The organism is Desulfosporosinus sp. FKB (assembly GCF_002196705.1).
GTDB lineage: Bacteria > Bacillota > Desulfitobacteriia > Desulfitobacteriales > Desulfitobacteriaceae > Desulfosporosinus.
This window is the reverse complement of record NZ_NADJ01000013.1, coordinates 1-17,832: the sequence shown is the minus strand read 5'-3', so window position 1 is coordinate 17,832 and position 17,832 is coordinate 1. Positions and strand designations below refer to the sequence as shown.

Genomic DNA, 17,832 nt, shown 5'->3' with positions numbered 1-17,832 from the left:
CCCCGTACGTTTAGGCAAATTATTTTTTATGTCTAAACCTGAATACCGACCGGACATAGTTCGTTACATTTCCGGCAATCTCCACAATCTGTAGTTTCTGTTTTAGGCCCCCCCTCTAAAAAAGCTGTCAGAACTTTCATCCTTTTACCCGTATAACGATAACCCCTTTCCAGTCCTTCCGTCAGATATTTGGGACAATTAACCAAACAACTTCCACAGTTTAAACATTTCAGTACATCCCCCTCCCCGCTTTCTGCTGCAGCCAAACGACCATTATCGATTAAAATGACATAGACTTCTTTGGGGCCATGCATACCTTGGACCATTTTGAATTCGATATCAGCTGTCCGACTGGGACCATTGATAAAGGAGATATAACTAAGCATATCTTTTCCTAACCCATAAACACTCATTGTCCGACAAACCGTTAAAGCATCCTCAAGTGTTGGAACGATCTTATCCATACCGGTAACCACTATATGATTATAGGGAAGATTTGAGGTAAATCTGACGTTCCCTTCACTTTCCAAGAGGGTAATCGTTCCATTTTGTTCCACGATTGCCTCAGCACCTGTGATTCCATATTCTAAGTTTGATACTGTGCGTTTGATTTCATCTTTTACTTGAGCAACCAATGCTTGGTCAGTTATCTCTTTATTAAGCGTAGCAATCCAGGGATGGACATCAATTGCCGTACCGGCTAATCTTTCTCCGAGATCAGTATCCTTAACCTCCACACCGTTTGCTTTTAGGAAATCCCTCAGACCGATCTCCGAAAAAATAGGATTCTTACTTATGGCGACCTGCTTATTTCCGGCAAGAATTTTTAAAACCTGTTGTTGAGCGTTCGCCGAATCAGCCGCAACAAGAACATGACATCCTTTGTTTTCCAAAGATGAAATTGCTTTCTCTACATGTTCTTTAAAATTCTTGACAACCTCTGATTTAATTTCGTTAACTTGAGAGGCAAGCCTGGGATATTTTTGGATAAGATTATTTCGATTGGAGTCAATGTTATTTAAAATTCTTTGAGCCTTTACAGTTGTTTTTGCCTCACTCATCCTTACAGCCTCCTTCCATAAGCCTGACTTAATAACTGTACCGTATGGAGCACTTTTTGCTTCATGTTGTTCTGGGATATTCCATCCCGAAAATGCACCATACATCCTGGACAACTCGTAGCCAATATCGTTGCTTGAGTATCAGCAATAGTCCGTAGTTTTCCTTCATTGATTCGATGTGAAAGTTCGTAGAAACTTAAACTAAATGACCCGCCAAAACCACAACAAGTATCAGCATCTTTCATTTCTGCATAGTCCAAACCCGGAATTTGCTGCAGTAAATTGCGTGGTTCTTCTTTCACACCCATACTCCGTGCCAAATGACAGGGATCATGATAGGTTACTTTTTCACTTACTTTTTTATCTGGAGCTTTTAATTGTATATCATGAAACAGAAATTCATTAATATCTCGTACACTCTCAGCAAGTTTTTGCGCTTTCTTCTGAATCTCAGGAGAATCGTCAGCAAAAAGCTTAGGGTACTCTTCTTTAAAGGCCACCGCACAGCTTGGACAAACGAAAACCAAAGCATCCATCTCAAATTTGCTGTACATTTCAATGTTTTTAAGGGCCATAGCTTTGGCATGAGCCATATCCCCGCTGACAATACTGGGGATTCCACAACACACATCTTCTTGAGCGAGCTTAACGGCTACATTGTTTTCTGCCAAAACGTGTAAAAGGGCCTCACCTAAATCCGTCTCGGAATAGTTAACCACGCACCCGGGAAAAAAGCCTACCGTTTTAAGGGGTTGAGTAATAGTTTTGGGGTTAGCCTTCGTCAAAAAGGACTTTCCAGTAAGTTTGGGAATAACTCGTTCTTTTGGCATACCTAAGGAACTCAAGGGTAAACGAGAACTCATTCCCTGACCCGAATCCTTTAAAACAAATTTGCCGAAGGTCGCGGCAAGTTTAGTAACCGTAGGAAGGGATTTTGATTTAGTTAACATGGAGAAAATAGCTTCTTTTTTCCAACCCACCCCTTCTTTCTCAACTGCAGTTTTTCGAAGCTTCCACAACATCTCAGGAGTGGGCATTTGCACAGGACAAGCCGTCTTACACTTTTGACAGCCAATACAAAGGGATAGACCGTTTTTCTCTGATTTTTCTAAGTCTCCGTGAAAAGCCGCAAAAACCAAGCCGCGTCCTCCAAGGTACTTATATCCATACCGGCTGCCCACCTCTGCATAGACAGGACAAAAGTTCAGACAGCTACCACAGTTAATACAGTAAAGTGACTCTTTATAACCCGCTCGAATGGCTTCCTGACGTCCGTTTTTTAATAGTACAACATGAACTTCTTTAGGTCCCTGTCCGTGTACTTGCTGATCTAAATCAGGATCAAGGGATTCACTTACCCCGGAAATTACCGAAACGTAGGTTCCGATATCTTGTCCAACACCGTAAACTGCAGCAGCTCGGACAACTTGAAGAGCATCCTCCAAGGTCGGGACAATTTTCTCAACGCCGGCAATCACAATATGAGTTTTAGGCATCATCGTCACAGCACGAATATTCCCTTCATTTTCCGTCAGAAAAATACTGCCTGTATCGGCGGCAATCGCATTAGCTCCGGAGATTCCTATATCCGCATTAATCAAATAATTGCGCAGACGTTGGCGAGCTGCTACAACCAAAGCTTCTGGAGTACACTCCAGCTTAGTTCCTGCTTCTTCGGAAAAAACTTCAGTAACTCGCTCAATAGGAATATGAATAGCAGGTGCTAAGGAATGACTTGCCTCACTCTTGGCGAGCTGGTTAATCCGATCCCCAAGATCTGTCTCTATGACAGTAGCTCCTTGATCTTCAAGGTGGTGTGAAATATTAATTTCCTTACCAGCATTAGATTTTGATTTGACGATCAGTCCTTTAGGGGGAATCAGACCGGCGATATAATTCTGGGCTTCCTCAGTTGTCTCAGCAACAAAGACGTTACATCCTTTTTCTTCTAAAGACCTTTGAGCCTGAACAATGACTTCCTCTAAATGATCAATACTGTATTTTTTGATTTCCCGCAAACGATTAGAAAGTTCCGGATAATCCGGCACCATCTTTAACATGGCCGGCCGAATTGCTTCAAAAGCCCGAAACCGGCCTTTGCGCGACTCTAAATCCTGAAGACCTTCTGAAACCTTATTTTTTATAATTTTGTAAGTATCTTGTCCCACAAAATCTCCTCCTCAGTGGTTTAGTGGTTGGACCAATTGAGTAAAACAAAAAACCTTCAAAAGGTCTTTTATGATACACATCTTCTATTAATCTATTGTTCTATATAATTATACACTAATTTTTAAATGATTAAAGTAAATTTTGGAATCTTCTTATTACCTTTTCAAACAAGAAGAAAACTACTTTATGGATCCAATCAGATGGTTAGATTATTTTGTTATTCAATGTTCCTATTTTTTGACATTTATGTGGAAAAAGCCACACACCCTTTTATTAGAACGACGTGTGGCTTGACTAGCTAAGATATTTCATATTAAGTTTACTAATTTTGCAAAATAGTTCTTTCTCATTTCATCCCCTTTTCTCTACTTGTTTTAGCAGATAGCAAGGATGACTAAAGAAAAACTTCGAATTTACTCAAATTTGTTATTTTTTAGCCAGGTATAAATCTATCGTATCATAAACTTCCAAAATATTGCCGTATGCTTTTACATAACCGCCCCTGTATAAACCAAGCGATAATAATAGAATGGCTTTTCTTCGGTCTCTCCAGAGTTTATAACCATTTTTGTCGCAAGCTTGATAAAACCACACTTTTCAACGACTCTTTGGGAGGGAATATTATCAGGCTCTACAATGGCGATTAGATAATCAAGTTTTAAGTTGGTAAATACCCATTCTACCATAGCCTTTGCAGCCTCACCTATGTATCCATTGTGACAATAATTTTCTGAAACAAAATATGCTATTTCAATTTCGTTATTGACTTCCTCTTTATTTCCAATGCCGACCATACCTATAAGATTTTGATTTGATTTTAGGGTAATGGCAAGCATTATTCTGACACTATTTTTGCTTGCTCTTAAATACTCCTCTTCCACCCATCTTATCCATCCCTTTCTTTCTTCCAGGGATATTTCCCAATCAGGCATCCATTTTAATATATGAGGTTGGGTGAAGATAGATTGTATTTCTTCTGCGTCATCAATAGTGAATTGTCTTAATATTAGTCTTTCTGTTTCATGTAAGTATTCATTCTTAACCTTCCTCTATAAATATAAATCGGGCATCTTGACTTCAAAACATAGGGTCATAAATAGGAACTTACAGAGCTATTCAGAAACTCCTTTTAGAGCTTATTATTCTAGTTGGATATTCCAATGTCCCCAAGCACCTGTTTCTCTACAAAAACGTCAACATTATAATCTTCAGCATTATTACTAATGTAATTTTCAATATTATCTATACTCATGTTTGAAAAATTGCTCAAAAACCCCTTTGCCTTTTCTTGTGAAGTTATATCAAACATCATTTCGTCATGCATTTCTATATATCCATCCAATTAAATATGAAGAAAAGCTTAGGTTCTCATTTGATGCATAAGCTCCTAAACCCCCTATACGGGTATCTATATTAAGTTAATGAAAGGGCATCCCATAATTTTCCTCTATCTAGGATTCAACCTAGGATTCAACAAATTTCCTGATATTCCTGTCATAAACGCGAACATCCCAAAAAATTAACCAGAACGTGTGAAAACGTTCTGGTGTTCCCTTTTTAATCAAAATACAATTTCACTTATAACATTAACGATGCATCAACAACTTAGTAATGAGCAAACAAAGAACTTTCTTACTTCTCAAGAAGCATTGGAATAACATAACATAACATAACCTTACTCGTTTCAAGCTCCATTTAAGGCCAATCTTTGGAGACAATAGTCAGATTTTTGGAATTGTTGACTATTGTCATTTATTAAAAATTCATCATCTATCCGCCTGGCAGGAGATTGCGCCCAACTGGCGCGAAAGCTTCCAAAATGCGGATATCGGATATCAAGGAGGGAGTGTTAACGCCTAACATAATTTTCTCAATCTCTTCTCGAGTTCAGTTCTTTCTTTTTCAAATCCTGATTTACCCAATAAAGCAAACATATTCTTCTTGTAAGCCTCTACACCGGGCTGATCAAAGGGATTTACCCCCAGGAGATAACCGCTGATTCCGCAAGCTTTTTCAAAAAAGTATACCAATTGGCCAAAATAATAGGGATTAATCTCGGGAACTTGAATAAGCAGATTTGGAACTCCTCCATCAGTATGAGCTAACACAGTCCCCTCCATGGCCCGTTGATTAATAAATTGAAGACTCTTTCCAGCAAGATAATTGAGACCGTCAAGATCATTTATTTCCTTTTGTACAATCAGTTCAGCTCTAGTCTTTTTAACAAAAATTACAGTTTCAAATAAATTTTTCAGCCCATCCTGAATATATTGCCCTAAGGAGTGCAGGTCAGTAGTAAAGTGTACCGAGGTTGGGAATATTCCCTTTTGATCCTTTCCTTCACTTTCCCCAAATAATTGCTTCCACCATTCAGCAAAATATTGGAGATTTGGTTCATAGTTTACCAATAACTCCATACTTTTTCCTTTGCGATAAAATATATTTCGTATAGCTGCATACTGATAACACAGGTTTTCCTCCAGCGGAACCTGCGAATATAAGCGATGTCCCTCTTGAGCACCAGCTATGATTTGATCAATGTCAACACCGCTAACGGCAATCGGCAAAAGCCCTACAGACGTCAGGACGGAATATCTTCCTCCGACATCATCAGGAATAACGAAACTCTCATACCCTTCTCCATCAGACATTTGTTTAAGGGCTCCCCGCTTCTGATCTGTGGTAACAAAAATTCTCTCCTTCGCCTGATCCTTCCCGTATCTTTTCTCCATATATTCGCGGATAATCCGGAAGGCGACGGCCGGTTCGGTGGTAGTCCCTGATTTAGAGATGACATTAACGGAAATCTCTTTTCCTTCTAATACTTCCAAAAGATCAGCCAAGTAAACCGAACTTAGCTGCTGACCAACAAAATATATTTCCGGAGTTGTTCTTTTGCTCGCGGGTAACTGCTTGTAAAAAGTATGATTTAACATCTGCAAGGCCGCTTTTCCTCCCAGATAAGAACCCCCAATGCCAATAACCAAGAATACATCGGATTGAGCAATTATTTTTTGCGCAGTCAGTTTAATCCTGGCGAATTCTTCTTTATCATAGTTAAGGGGCCAATCAACCCATCCAGTATACTCACTTCCGACTCCCATTTTTAGATGAAGCAAATCATGGGCCAGTGAGATATAGGGCTGCATATTCATAATTTCTTCCTGCTTAAGAAAAGGCAGGGCATAAGAATAATCAAATTCAATTTTATCGAGCATGTTTAATCTCCTAATATAGGATTTTATTTAATCATCAACAACGGACAGATCATCTTCTGTACCGCCGATAGTCCCAAGTTCCCCTTCAACAGAAACACCTACAGCCAGCCTTCCGGCAGATTTCCGTGATTTCCTTTAGGTCGACTTTAACAACAAAGCTTCCTTGATCTCTTCTGCCGTCCCCATGGCCAATATTTCAGGCACCCAAGCCTGCGTTTCGGCATAATTCAGCTGTCCGATGAGTTCCCTTGCTTTCAGGACAGATATGGCGCTCATGCTGAATTCATCAAGTCCCATGCCCAGGAGCAAGGGGATCAAAGCTGTATCTCCGGCAGCTTCGCCGCACATCCCGACCCAGATCCCGGACTTGTGTCCGTTTTCGATAACCTTTTGCACCAGACGCAACACCCCCGGATGATAGGGTGAATAGAGAGAAGCGATATTTTCGTTTAAGCGGTCCACGGCCGTCGTATACTGAATCAAATCATTGGTTCCAATACTAAAAAAATCCACTTCTTTAGCCAAAATGTCCGAGATCACTGCGGCAGACGGAATCTCTATCATGATGCCTACCTCGACATCCGGACTAACAGCAATTCCTTCAGCAGCCAATTCTGCTTTGGCAACGGCTAGGATCGCATTGGCCTGACGCACTTCAGCCAGGCCGGAGATCATCGGATACATTATCCCAAGCTTACCATAAACACTTGCTCGCAAAAGGGCACGCAGCTGAGTTTTAAAGATTTCGGTCTGGCGTAAACATACTCGGATCGCCCGATATCCCAAAAACGGATTACTCTCTTTGGCCAAGCCCAAATACGGAATCTCCTTATCCCCACCCACATCCAAGGTTCTGATAATTACTGAGTTTGGGGCCATCGCTTCCAGGGCTGCTTTATACGCTTGAAACTGTTCCTCCTCACTCGGCAGGGTATCTCGGTTCAAATACAAAAATTCCGTCCGAAATAATCCTACTCCTTCGGCTCCATGCTTCAGTGCTCCTTCGCAGTCTTTAGGCGTTCCGATGTTAGCAGCAACTATCACTTTCCGCCCATCCAGCGTCATTGAGGGCTGCTCCTTGAGTGTCTGCAGCCTTGCTTTGTTTTCCCGATCCTGTTTCTGCTTAGCAGAATAAACTTTTAAGGTTTCTTCACTGGGGTTCAAGATTAATTCCCCGCTTTCACCATCAAAAACCATCATATCTCCGGTTTTGATAATGCTCGTCCCGTCAACCGTACCGACAATAGCAGGGATCTCCAGCGTTCTTGCCATGATCGCAGTATGGGATGTTCGACCTCCAATATCCGTGACGAAACCCAGGACACGTTCCTGGTCCATCGTCGCCGTATCGGACGGTGTCAGGTCATGGGCAACGATTATACAGCTTTCAGTCAAATGAGTTAAATTGGATTGTTCCAATCCCAAGAGATGACGGATCATCCTCTGACCCACGTCCCTAATATCGGCAGCCCGTTCACGCATATAGTCATTATCCATATTAGCCAAAAGATTGGCGTAAAATTCCACACCATCGTAAACAGCCGCTTCAGCAGTCAAACCTTCTTTTAATTTACCCCTCACAAACGTCAGGAGTTCTTCATCCTGAGTGACCAAGATTTGAGCATCAAGAATTTGGGCCATATCTCCCAATTTAGCTTCTGCTTCCACTCGGATATTTTCCAGTTGATGACGCACCGTACTGAGACATTTATCCAGACGTTGGTTTTCTTCCTCATTGTTATGGTAGCTTTGTTTTGGCAAATTTGAGGGAATCTCTTTGAGCACTAAGGCTTTCCCTATGGCAATTCCGGGTGATACCCCTATCCCCATTATTTTTGACCCTCCATTTTTAAATTAGGCTTCATACATTCAATTTCAATTTTTCTCTTAATCTTTCTTGGTTCTCAAACTCCCTATTATTAACCTATTCACCAAAATTCCCAGCAAACAAAGCTTGAATCTTGTTTTCCGTCTCCACTTCGTCCGGACCATCAATCCTAATTATAAGACTATCCCCTTTCTGGGCTCCCACACTCAGAATTCCCAGAATACTCTTAGCATTATATTCGTTGCCATTTTTAATAAGGGTGACCGCTGACTTACTTTGGGTAGCCGCCTGCACCAACAAACTGGCTGGTCTGGCATGAAGACCTTGCGGATTCGTTAACATATATTCTTTTTCAATCATTTGACAGTCTCCTTTGTAGTGATATTAAAAATCAAGTTGTAGGTTATTTCTTAGATTGCCAATTCGTTGGCTAGATCATACAAAACTTTATCAAATGAGGGCCTCGGACCATAGGCAACCTCTAAGGGAAGTGACACAACTTCGCGATTAACATAAGCAGTCATGCGCTCACTCGCTCCGGAAAGCAAGATTTCGATAGCTTTACCGCCCATAGCAGAGGCCAACACTGCATCAACAGCACTGGGACTTCCACCCCTTTGCAAGTGTCCCAAAACCGTAACCCTGGTATCAAAACCGGTTTTTAACTTAATTTTGGCTCCGATTTCGTAAGCACTGCCTGCCCCTTCGGCCACCAGAATAATACTATGGTTTTTACCCCTTTGATGTCCCTGGAGCAGCTTTCTGATAACCTCTTCTATCTGAAAAGTTACTTCAGGAACTATGATCGATTCCGCACCACAGGCGAGTCCTGCCTGTAAAGCAATGCTGCCGCAATTTCTGCCCATGACCTCAACGATAAACGTTCTCTCGTGGGAAGTCGCTGTATCCCTGATCTTACTCACAGCTTCCAGCACAGTATTTACAGCCGTATCAAAACCCAAAGTCAGATCGGTGCCAGGGATATCATTGTCAATGGTCGCCGGAATTCCCACAACGTTAATTCCCCGACCGGCTAATGTTTGCGCACCTCGGAAAGAACCGTCTCCGCCAATTACAACCAAAGCATCAATGCCATGCAACTTGAGCTGTTTTACTGCTTCGTACTGACCTTCTTCTGTTTTCATATCTGCACAGCGTGCTGTCATTAAAATTGTTCCTCCACGGTGTATGATATCTGCCACTGAACCCAGCTGCATTGCCTGAAATTCCCCGTGAATTAAACCCTCATACCCTCTTTTAATCCCGAAAACTTCCAAGCCATGGTAAATTCCCTTGCGAACTATGGCTCGAATAGATGGGTTCATACCAGGAGCATCCCCACCGCTTGTCAACACGCCAATCCTTTTTATATCACCCAATAGTATCACCTCTCACCCAAAAAACGCTCTTGAAGTAATTGCAAATACGTATCAAGCTGTTTCAAGCTTGTACTATTTAAAGGGGTATTCTCTGTTCGTTGCTTGGCAACAATCGTACAAAGAACCACCCCTTAAACTGAATGCTGAATCTCCCGAAAAACTTGCTTAGTTCCTTATTTTCTAATCTAATTTATACTTAATTTGCGTACTTCATCGAATTTTCTTTTCTAATTCATGAACACGTTTATAAAGAGCGATTTGTCTTTTTATAAGGTTCTTTTCGGCAAGAGCAGTCATGAGCTGGTCTTGTGCATGAATAACAAGGAAATTAGGTGCAGTGTCCTTTTCTAATTGACCTTGAATAAGTTGATTCTGGTATTTATGGCCTTCATAAAATTCCTGATCAGCTTCTTCGAGGTTTTTTTCTGCTTGTGCAAAATCACCATCTTCAGCAGCATCCAAAGCTTCGTAAGCTTTGCCGCGGGCATTGCCGCCGTGCAGGACAAGATTTAAGATGATCTGTTCCAGGTCAAGTTTGTTTTCAATGTTCACAGTTATGCCCCCCCAAAATTTATAATTCTGGAAATTGGTACTTGTAAAGACTTATTTCGTTTAAGCAGCTTCTTGTGCAGCTGCTTTTTCGTTTTCTACCAATTCCTTTTCAAACATTTTGAAGAAAGGATAGTAGATAATTGCAGCGACAACCAAGTTCACTAACTGCAGAACAGCCCCCTGCCAATAACCACCCGTAGCAATGATACCACCAACAAATACCGGAGTCGTGAATGAGGGCTGCGTAACAATTCTCGGTACAAGATCAAAAGCAAAGGCCGCATAGTTAATGGTAACAGCCGCAACTGGAGCCAGGATTAAGGGAATGAACATAATTGGATTCAAAACAAGCGGGGCACCAAAAAGAAGAGGCTCGTTAATATTAAAGATAGCAGGGATGATTTCTGTTCTGCCAATACCCTTAAGCTGTTTGGATGCTGACATTAAGAACATAATCGTTAATGGCCATGTCAACCCTGAACCACCTATGTGTGTAAACATATGGAAGAACGGTTCGGTAACAATTCCGGGAAGCGATTGACCGGCTTTGAGGGCAGCATCATTTGCTGCCAGTTGGGTCATCCAGAACGGATAGGCTACAGAAGACACAACATTCATACCATGGATCCCGAGTGACCATAACAACATCATGAGAATAATTTCAGCTAACGCAGCCGGATAGCTGTCAGACACTGCGACTAATGGTTTAAAGATCTCTAGTACTAATTGAGGAACTGTGATGTGCATATGGGACCATACGATCCATTCAAGTGCCCAAGAAAATGTGATCATGAAAAAGAACGGAACAAGAGCTGTAAACGTTCTTACGACATAGGGAGGAACCCCGGCGGGCATCTTGATAACGAGACCTTTCTGCGTGAAAAACTTCATAATTTTAGCGGTCATAATTCCAATCATAATCGCAACAAATAATCCTTGACCACCGAGGTAGTTTAGAACATCTCCGAAAGAGACTTTGCTTACATCTGTTGCAGGAAAGCAGAGAATCAGGAAGCTGACCATCGAGAGGATACCAGCTAAAGCATCATCTAAGTCCCACCTCGTAGCTAGACTATAAGCTGTCCCGAAGGCAACCATCAAAGCCATAATGCCAAAACTCAAATTAAATGCGGTCATTATTTGGCCTTGGATGGGTGTAATAGCATTATTCCAGGCTGTAATAATTCCCCAGTGAAGGGCTACGGGTGGATTTGAGATAATCAAGAAAACAGAACCTGTAATAATAAGTGGTAATGCAAAGATGCAAAATGCATCACGAATCGATTGCAAATAGATGTTTTGAGCAATTCTGGCCAAGACAGGCATAAAATGCTCATCCATCCACTGCATAAATCGGCTGTTTTTCATTAATTTAGCCCCCCTAATATTTATCGTTAAAATAGGGACTATGATGTCCTTACAAATTGGCCACTTACTTATCCCCCAGCTGACAAGACCAATCGTATGCTACCTCACTCTCATTCAGCCTTGTTAATCCTGGAAGAAAAATTTCGTTGACCTAAGTAAGGACTTTAAAAGTCCTTACTTTTAACTGCTTGGCTTTGCCTTTTTAGCTAACTCCAGGATCTGGTCAAGTACTTTACTGCCGTTCATCATGGCAAAGGCCTGCATATCTACGAGATCTACCGGAATTCCATATTTACTTGCCGCCTCTTCGATCTCCTTCTTGAGATGCCTAACCTGAGGTTCAAGTAAAGCAACGGTGTAATCCGCCGCTTTTTTCTTAAATTCACCTGTACCCCCTGCATCAACGGTAATGTCCAGATTCCTCTTCTTAGCTTCATCTGTTACACTCTTTGCCAGTGAACTTGATGTGGCACCCCAACTGCACAAAATAATCGCTTTCATAATTAACTACCTCCTATTTTTTAATGAATGTCTGGAACTATTTAAATTCTTCTGGTAAAGCAGAAGCATTCTCGTGAAGTAACTCTGAATTAGATAGAGAACAATAAGAAATAAACTTCCAAAGACAAACAAACTTACACCCGCAAAGAAACGGTAGTGAATAATTTCATTGGCAGATTCTCCAAACCAAACTGCAGCTAAGAGAATATAGAATAGCCCTAATTGTTTTTTAGAAATTGAAATTAATTTGCCTTCTGATGTCAATTTACTCACCTCCTTCTAAGAAAAGATTCTCTCTATTTGAATATAAAGCTTTTTAAGAAGAGTTTCTTCCAATAAAGCACGACAGTCCTCCACGTTTGAACTGCGATTAATTTCGAAGACAAAGTCCGAACTCTCGATAATGGAACTTGAAATATCCCCGATGACCTCCAAGCTTTCTTTAACATTTAGTGGTGCAAGCATTAAAAAAGCCGTTGTCACTTTTTCATTTTTGCCCAGTAAATTTATCAGATTAACAGGCTTGTCCAACTGAGCGACGGCAATCATCGGTTCCGCTATTTCAGAGCTGACACAATGATAAATGGCGAAGTTTTTTTTCGGGATAATAATAGCCCCAAGTTTTTCCCTATCCAACAGTGTCCGTCTTAAACTTAAGGCCTGCTGTTGATTCAATAATTTTCGCTCAACAAGCTCATTTAAAAGCCCCTTAATAATAGCCTTGACTTGGGTAAAACTCATCGTTGTAAAACATACATTCTTGGTCAGAACACTAATTTGCGAACTATAATCTTTGATATATCTCAATTGGCTTAACTGGTCTTTCTTATACTCGATTTTTCGCTCCTGGGGTTGGACAGTTATCCCTACGTTTAATTCACTTTCCAACTTTTCTAAATCACTTTCCGAAAAAAGCGGATTAACAACAACAACCTTAATGTCATCTCTTTGAATAGGCACCGTTGATATAATGACATCTAAATCAAAAGTCTCTTTCATTTCGTTAATCTTAAGCACAGACGCCGTTGATACAACATTTAACTGAGGGATCTTCTTCAGTTTGGCCATTAACATTCTAGAAGTTCCTATCCCACTGGCACAGACCAAAAGAGCATTTATCTTTTTGGTCTTATTCTTTAAACGTTCCCGCGAAGCGAGAAAGTGCATCGTAACATAGCCTATTTCATCATCATTAATCTCGAGATCCAAATCGTCTTGCAGAGTTTTAACTAAGGTTAATTTGCACTGCTCAAAAACGGTTGTATACTGATTTTTAATTTGCTGAATTAAAGGATTACGGATCTTAAATCCGTTTTTCAAGCGATAGATTGAATATAGTAGATGAGATTTTAAGTCCTTGTACAGTGTTTGATCTTCTCTAAAATTTATTCCAAATTCAACAGAAGCCTTTTGAATAATTTTGTTCGTCGTGGTAGTCAAAAACTGATCCTCGACCTGAAGGGCCTGAGTGCCAATTCTTAATCCTTGAAGGTGAATAGTAATATACCCGATCTCGGCTTCTGGAATTTCAATGGGAATTTCACTGGTAATATACTGAGCAATCTTTTCGGCGTAAATATAATCTTCCGATTCTTTTAATTTTTCTAAAGTTGAACTCTGAATATCTATTGTTTCTCCGTTAAGCAGCCTTTTAATTGCTAGGGCTAGATGAATCGCTAACTCAATATAGAGTCTATCTTCTATCTGGTAATTCATTTCAGTCTCTAAGTTTATTAAAGCCTTTTCAATAACTTTTAAAGTGTTATGATCCATCATGTTCAATAATCTAATATTTAATTCATTATTGAGCTTGTTGTTTGTAGGGTAAGCTTGATGTTCATAACCTTCTTGCAAAAAGCTTACTAATTCATCGGTACTGTAAGTTTGATATAACAAATCAATGATGGCATGACGAATATTTCCTTCATCAGATTCAATATAAATTCCAACACCCGGTTTAGAAACCAAAATGATATCTTTACTCTCCAACCATTCTTTAATATCTTTTAGGTAATAACTGATTGCTGCACTGGATACGTTAAATTTTTTGGCAAAATATTGTATCTTAATAGGTTCTTTACCTTGCAAAAGATCCAAGAGGATCAGATTTTTCTTGTTCTCAACCTTCATAACTGAGCCAATCCCAGGAATATTCAATTTTAGATGAATAAGTTGTTCAGCATCTCCGTTTAAGACAAGTCCTCCAGCCTCGTTTGCAACTTTAACTCCAAAAGCATGAATTTCTTTATTAATATTGTCAATTTCGCGGTAAACTGTTCGAACACTTATATTATTTTTGTGGGCAAAATCCTTAACCTTTATATTTTCTCGGTTAATCAGCTTCCGGAACAAATCAAGTTGTCTAGAACTAAGCTTAATCATTATGTTCTTTCCACCTTTACCAATTATTTAAACTATATATTGATTAATCATATTAATTACTTTTAATAATAATTTAATTGTTCGAGTTTTATAATTTAAATTATCTAATGTTTATTATAAACGTTAGATAATACATAGCAATATGAACTTAATTATACATTGTCATATTTGTACTGACACTTTTCTATTATTTAAAGTTAAAATCATTAGTTATTACCTTAGTTTTCCATTAAACAATAGTATTTTGAAAGCTATTTCAGACTCATGATTATCCTGAAAGCCGCATGACAGGCAGTTGTCAACTATAATTGCTATATTAGTTTCCATTTGACCGTTAACGCAAGCTAAGCCCTGACATTCTTAGAAAATACTCATTAAAAATACGGACAATACCAAAATAATCGCTCAAGAGTGATTATTTTGGTACGTCTTAAGTAATAAGTAAAAGAACGCTGGAAAAGCCTATTGTCTGGACTCAGAATTATGAGTTATTCTAATACATAAACATAAAAATATACCGCCGATAATATATCGACGGTTAAAAAAGGCTAAAATGTCCACCGGTTCTTGGGGATCCGGTTTATTGATCTCATTACTTCCTGCTTGCTACGCCAATTATCTTATTGGGGATATTCTTACAGATTTAAGCAAGACCAAAATATTCGGCAGCGACCTGGGCGGCACATCCGGTTCCGCATACAACACAACCGTGGTCGTCTCCAGCAGTTGCCGCAGCAGCCTTCAATTGTTCAGGATAAAGAGCCGCCTTAAGCTGCCTGTCCGTGTTGCGGGCAACACGGGCCTTGGCCATTTCTAGATCTCTAGCCCAAGCTTGTTTATTGCCTTTGGCGATATCAGCAATATGAGCGGCCATTCTGGTAGTGATTACTCCGGTTCTGACGTCTTCCTCAGTCGGTAACCCCAGGTGTTCGGCGGGAGTTAAATAACAGAGAAAATCCGCACCACACGCACCGATTAATGCTCCCCCGATTGCTCCGCTGATATGATCATAACCTGGAGTCACATCTGTCGCCAAGGTTCCAAGAATATAATATGGGGCATTGTTGCATAGCCGTTTCTGCACGCGCATAGTTGCATCGACATGGTTAAGGGGAACATGACCCGGTCCTTCCACCATGACCTGAACACCGGCCTCCTGTGCTCTCCTGGTAAGCTCCCCCTGAATGATCATGCCTTGAAGCTGCGCGCCGTCCAACGAATCGGCAATGCTGCCGGGACGGATAGCATCGCCCAGGCTTAAGGTTACGTCATATGCCTTTAATATTTCTAACACACGATCGAATTTTTCGTAGAGGGGATTTTCTTTCTGATTATGCAGCATCCACCCAGTGAGGAAAGCACCGCCCCGACTAACCACGTCGGTTACCCGTCCGGTAGTCTGCATTCGTTTGATAACGTCCATATTCAGAGCACAATGAATCGCCATAAAATCCAAACCATCGGCCGCTTGTCTTTCAATGACCTCAAATATATCTTCTTCTCTCATGTTGACAACACTGCCGTATTTTTCAATCGCTTCGATACCTGCTTGGTAAATCATCGTGCTGCCAACCGCAACATGAGCTAGGGACAAGGACTGTTTTCTCATTCCATCAATATTTTTTCCGGTACTTAAATCCATAAAACTGTCACAACCGGCTTCTTCCGCAATCGCTAGCTTTCGTGCTTCCATTTCCATGTCATCACGATCGCTGGAGGTGCCGATCAGGGCATTAACCTTAATCCTTAAACCTTCCCCGATCCCACAGTATTTAAATTCCTTCCTTTTTTTATTTCTTGGGATAACTATTCTCCCCTCAGCAACTCCCTGCCTGATAAACTCCACATCAAGATTCTCATCAGCCGCTACAGCTTCCATTTCCTCGGTGATGATTCCTGAACGGGCTTTTAAAACTTGTGTCATCTTAACCACCTTTCCCTTCTTAACAGCTATGCTTTGTTGTGTTCAGATACTTAGCGACAATTTCCATGGCACAGTACTTCCCGCACATGGCACAAGCCGTGGATTCCCCACTATTTCGGGTTTTCCTGATCTCTTTTGCTCTCTGCGGATCAAGTGCCAATTCCAGTTGTCTTTTCCAGTCCAGGTTCTTCCGAGCCATAGACATTTCCAGATCCCATTGATGGGCTTCTTTCATCCCTTTGGCCAGGTCGCCGGCATGTGCAGCGATCCGTGCGGCTATGACTCCCTCCTGTACCTGATCAACGCTGGGTACCCCAATATGTTCAGCCGGGGTAACATAACAAAGAAATTCCGCGCCTGCCCAGGCACTGAGGGCGCCTCCGATAGCAGCATTAATATGGTCATAACCGGCGGCGATATCTGTCAGTAATGGCCCAAAAACAAAATATGGCGCTCCCTTACAAAGGCTCTTTTGCAGAGTAACAGTCGCCTTCGCATGATCAAGAGGCATATGTCCAGGTCCCTTAATCATGATTTGCACCCCAGACTCCCGAGCACGCCTGACCAGTTCGCCCAAGATAACCAGTTCCTGAACCTGGGCTCCATCTAAAGAATCAGCAAGACAACCCGGCCGCATCCCGTCAGCCAGGCTGAGAGTAACGTTATATTTTCTGGCGATTTCCAATACCCGATCATATTGTTCATAAAGAGGATTTTCACATTGATTGGCGATCATCCAACCAATTAAGTGAGCACCTCCGTAACTTACCAAAGGGTCGATGCGGCCTTCTCTCTTCGCTCGTTCCACAATATCCATGGTCGTTGCGCAGTGTAAGGCTAGGAAATCAACTCCATCTGCCGCATGCCGTTCAATGACCTCAAACATTTCCTCAGCATCCATTTTCACGGTCGAACCGTACTTTTCCCCAGCTTCAGCGATAGCCTGGTATATAGGAAGTGATCCAACCGGAACGGAAACAGAACTTAGTGTCTCTTTACGCATCGTATCGATATCACCGCTAACGCTTAGATCCATCAGAGCATCCGTACCTGCTGCTAAAGCTGTTTTGATCTTTTCAACTTCTTCACTAATTGTAGCTTTACTACCGTAAAGACCGATACTGGCACTGACCTTTGTCCGTAACCCATTTCCTATCCCTATAGGAACAATAGTCTTATGATGAATATTACAAGGGATTACTATTGTACCAGCAGCAACTCCCTGTCTGATAAATTCCGGTGAGACTTTTTCCCGGGCTGCTACCTGCTCCATTTCAGGTGTAATTATTCCTTCCAACGCTTTCGTTAACAAACTCATCATTATCCTCCCTATATAAATTTGATTTTTCTTGGTTTTCCTCTTGTTTTCATAGAATTGCTAATTCACCAAAAGAACTTATCAAGGATAGAACTTGCATTGAATGCTTAATTCAGAGAAATTGAGTATGGC

15 protein-coding genes are annotated in these 17,832 nt (G+C 41.0%); all 15 read right to left on the bottom strand.

Going from position 1 to position 17,832, the window contains the following annotated elements; genetic code table 11:
* Nucleotides 1-32 precede the first annotated feature (32 nt).
* The 15 genes from B5Y67_RS03405 to thiC all read right to left on the bottom strand — a co-directional run bounded on the left by B5Y67_RS03405 (nucleotide 33) and on the right by thiC (nucleotide 17,700).
* Nucleotides 33-1,061: an LUD domain-containing protein gene (locus tag B5Y67_RS03405; RefSeq protein WP_088225150.1), complete on the bottom strand. Its 1,029-nt coding sequence runs from the start codon at nucleotides 1,059-1,061 to the stop codon at nucleotides 33-35.
* A gap of 2 nt (nucleotides 1,062-1,063) precedes the next feature.
* Nucleotides 1,064-3,229: an LUD domain-containing protein gene (locus B5Y67_RS03400; protein ID WP_088225149.1), complete on the bottom strand. Its 2,166-nt coding sequence runs from the start codon at nucleotides 3,227-3,229 to the stop codon at nucleotides 1,064-1,066.
* Between the two features lie 489 nt (nucleotides 3,230-3,718).
* On the bottom strand, nucleotides 3,719-4,237 hold the full coding sequence (locus tag B5Y67_RS03395) for a GNAT family N-acetyltransferase (RefSeq protein ID WP_088225148.1): 519 nt from the start codon (nucleotides 4,235-4,237) through the stop codon (nucleotides 3,719-3,721).
* A 137-nt stretch (nucleotides 4,238-4,374) separates the two neighbouring features.
* On the bottom strand, nucleotides 4,375-4,554 hold the full coding sequence (locus tag B5Y67_RS03390; protein ID WP_088225147.1) for a hypothetical protein: 180 nt from the start codon (nucleotides 4,552-4,554) through the stop codon (nucleotides 4,375-4,377).
* Nucleotides 4,555-5,086: 532 nt separating this feature from the next.
* On the bottom strand, nucleotides 5,087-6,448 hold the full coding sequence (locus B5Y67_RS03385; RefSeq protein WP_088225146.1) for a glucose-6-phosphate isomerase: 1,362 nt from the start codon (nucleotides 6,446-6,448) through the stop codon (nucleotides 5,087-5,089).
* A gap of 135 nt (nucleotides 6,449-6,583) precedes the next feature.
* On the bottom strand, nucleotides 6,584-8,278 hold the full coding sequence (ptsP, locus tag B5Y67_RS03380) for a phosphoenolpyruvate--protein phosphotransferase (RefSeq protein WP_170932567.1): 1,695 nt from the start codon (nucleotides 8,276-8,278) through the stop codon (nucleotides 6,584-6,586).
* A 94-nt stretch (nucleotides 8,279-8,372) separates the two neighbouring features.
* Nucleotides 8,373-8,636, bottom strand: coding sequence for an HPr family phosphocarrier protein (locus tag B5Y67_RS03375; protein WP_088225144.1), 264 nt, complete (start codon nucleotides 8,634-8,636; stop codon nucleotides 8,373-8,375).
* Between the two features lie 50 nt (nucleotides 8,637-8,686).
* On the bottom strand, nucleotides 8,687-9,655 hold the full coding sequence (gene pfkA / locus B5Y67_RS03370; protein ID WP_088225143.1) for a 6-phosphofructokinase: 969 nt from the start codon (nucleotides 9,653-9,655) through the stop codon (nucleotides 8,687-8,689).
* Nucleotides 9,656-9,865: 210 nt separating this feature from the next.
* Nucleotides 9,866-10,207: a PTS lactose/cellobiose transporter subunit IIA gene (locus B5Y67_RS03365; protein ID WP_088225142.1), complete on the bottom strand. Its 342-nt coding sequence runs from the start codon at nucleotides 10,205-10,207 to the stop codon at nucleotides 9,866-9,868.
* Nucleotides 10,208-10,267: 60 nt separating this feature from the next.
* Nucleotides 10,268-11,575, bottom strand: a complete 1,308-nt coding sequence (locus tag B5Y67_RS03360) for a PTS transporter subunit EIIC (protein ID WP_088225141.1) — start codon at nucleotides 11,573-11,575, stop codon at nucleotides 10,268-10,270.
* A 180-nt stretch (nucleotides 11,576-11,755) separates the two neighbouring features.
* Nucleotides 11,756-12,076: a PTS sugar transporter subunit IIB gene (locus tag B5Y67_RS03355; RefSeq protein WP_088225140.1), complete on the bottom strand. Its 321-nt coding sequence runs from the start codon at nucleotides 12,074-12,076 to the stop codon at nucleotides 11,756-11,758.
* A gap of 6 nt (nucleotides 12,077-12,082) precedes the next feature.
* Nucleotides 12,083-12,340 carry a hypothetical protein gene (locus B5Y67_RS03350; protein WP_088225139.1) on the bottom strand — a complete coding sequence of 86 codons (258 nt, stop codon included), beginning with the start codon at nucleotides 12,338-12,340 and terminating at the stop codon, nucleotides 12,083-12,085.
* Between the two features lie 15 nt (nucleotides 12,341-12,355).
* Complete coding sequence (locus tag B5Y67_RS03345) at nucleotides 12,356-14,458, bottom strand: BglG family transcription antiterminator (protein WP_088225138.1); 2,103 nt, start codon at nucleotides 14,456-14,458, stop codon at nucleotides 12,356-12,358.
* Between the two features lie 643 nt (nucleotides 14,459-15,101).
* Nucleotides 15,102-16,382, bottom strand: a complete 1,281-nt coding sequence (gene bzaB, locus B5Y67_RS03340) for a B12 lower ligand biosynthesis ThiC-like protein BzaB (RefSeq protein WP_088225137.1) — start codon at nucleotides 16,380-16,382, stop codon at nucleotides 15,102-15,104.
* A gap of 19 nt (nucleotides 16,383-16,401) precedes the next feature.
* On the bottom strand, nucleotides 16,402-17,700 hold the full coding sequence (gene thiC, locus B5Y67_RS03335; RefSeq protein ID WP_088225136.1) for a phosphomethylpyrimidine synthase ThiC: 1,299 nt from the start codon (nucleotides 17,698-17,700) through the stop codon (nucleotides 16,402-16,404).
* Nucleotides 17,701-17,832 lie beyond the last annotated feature (132 nt).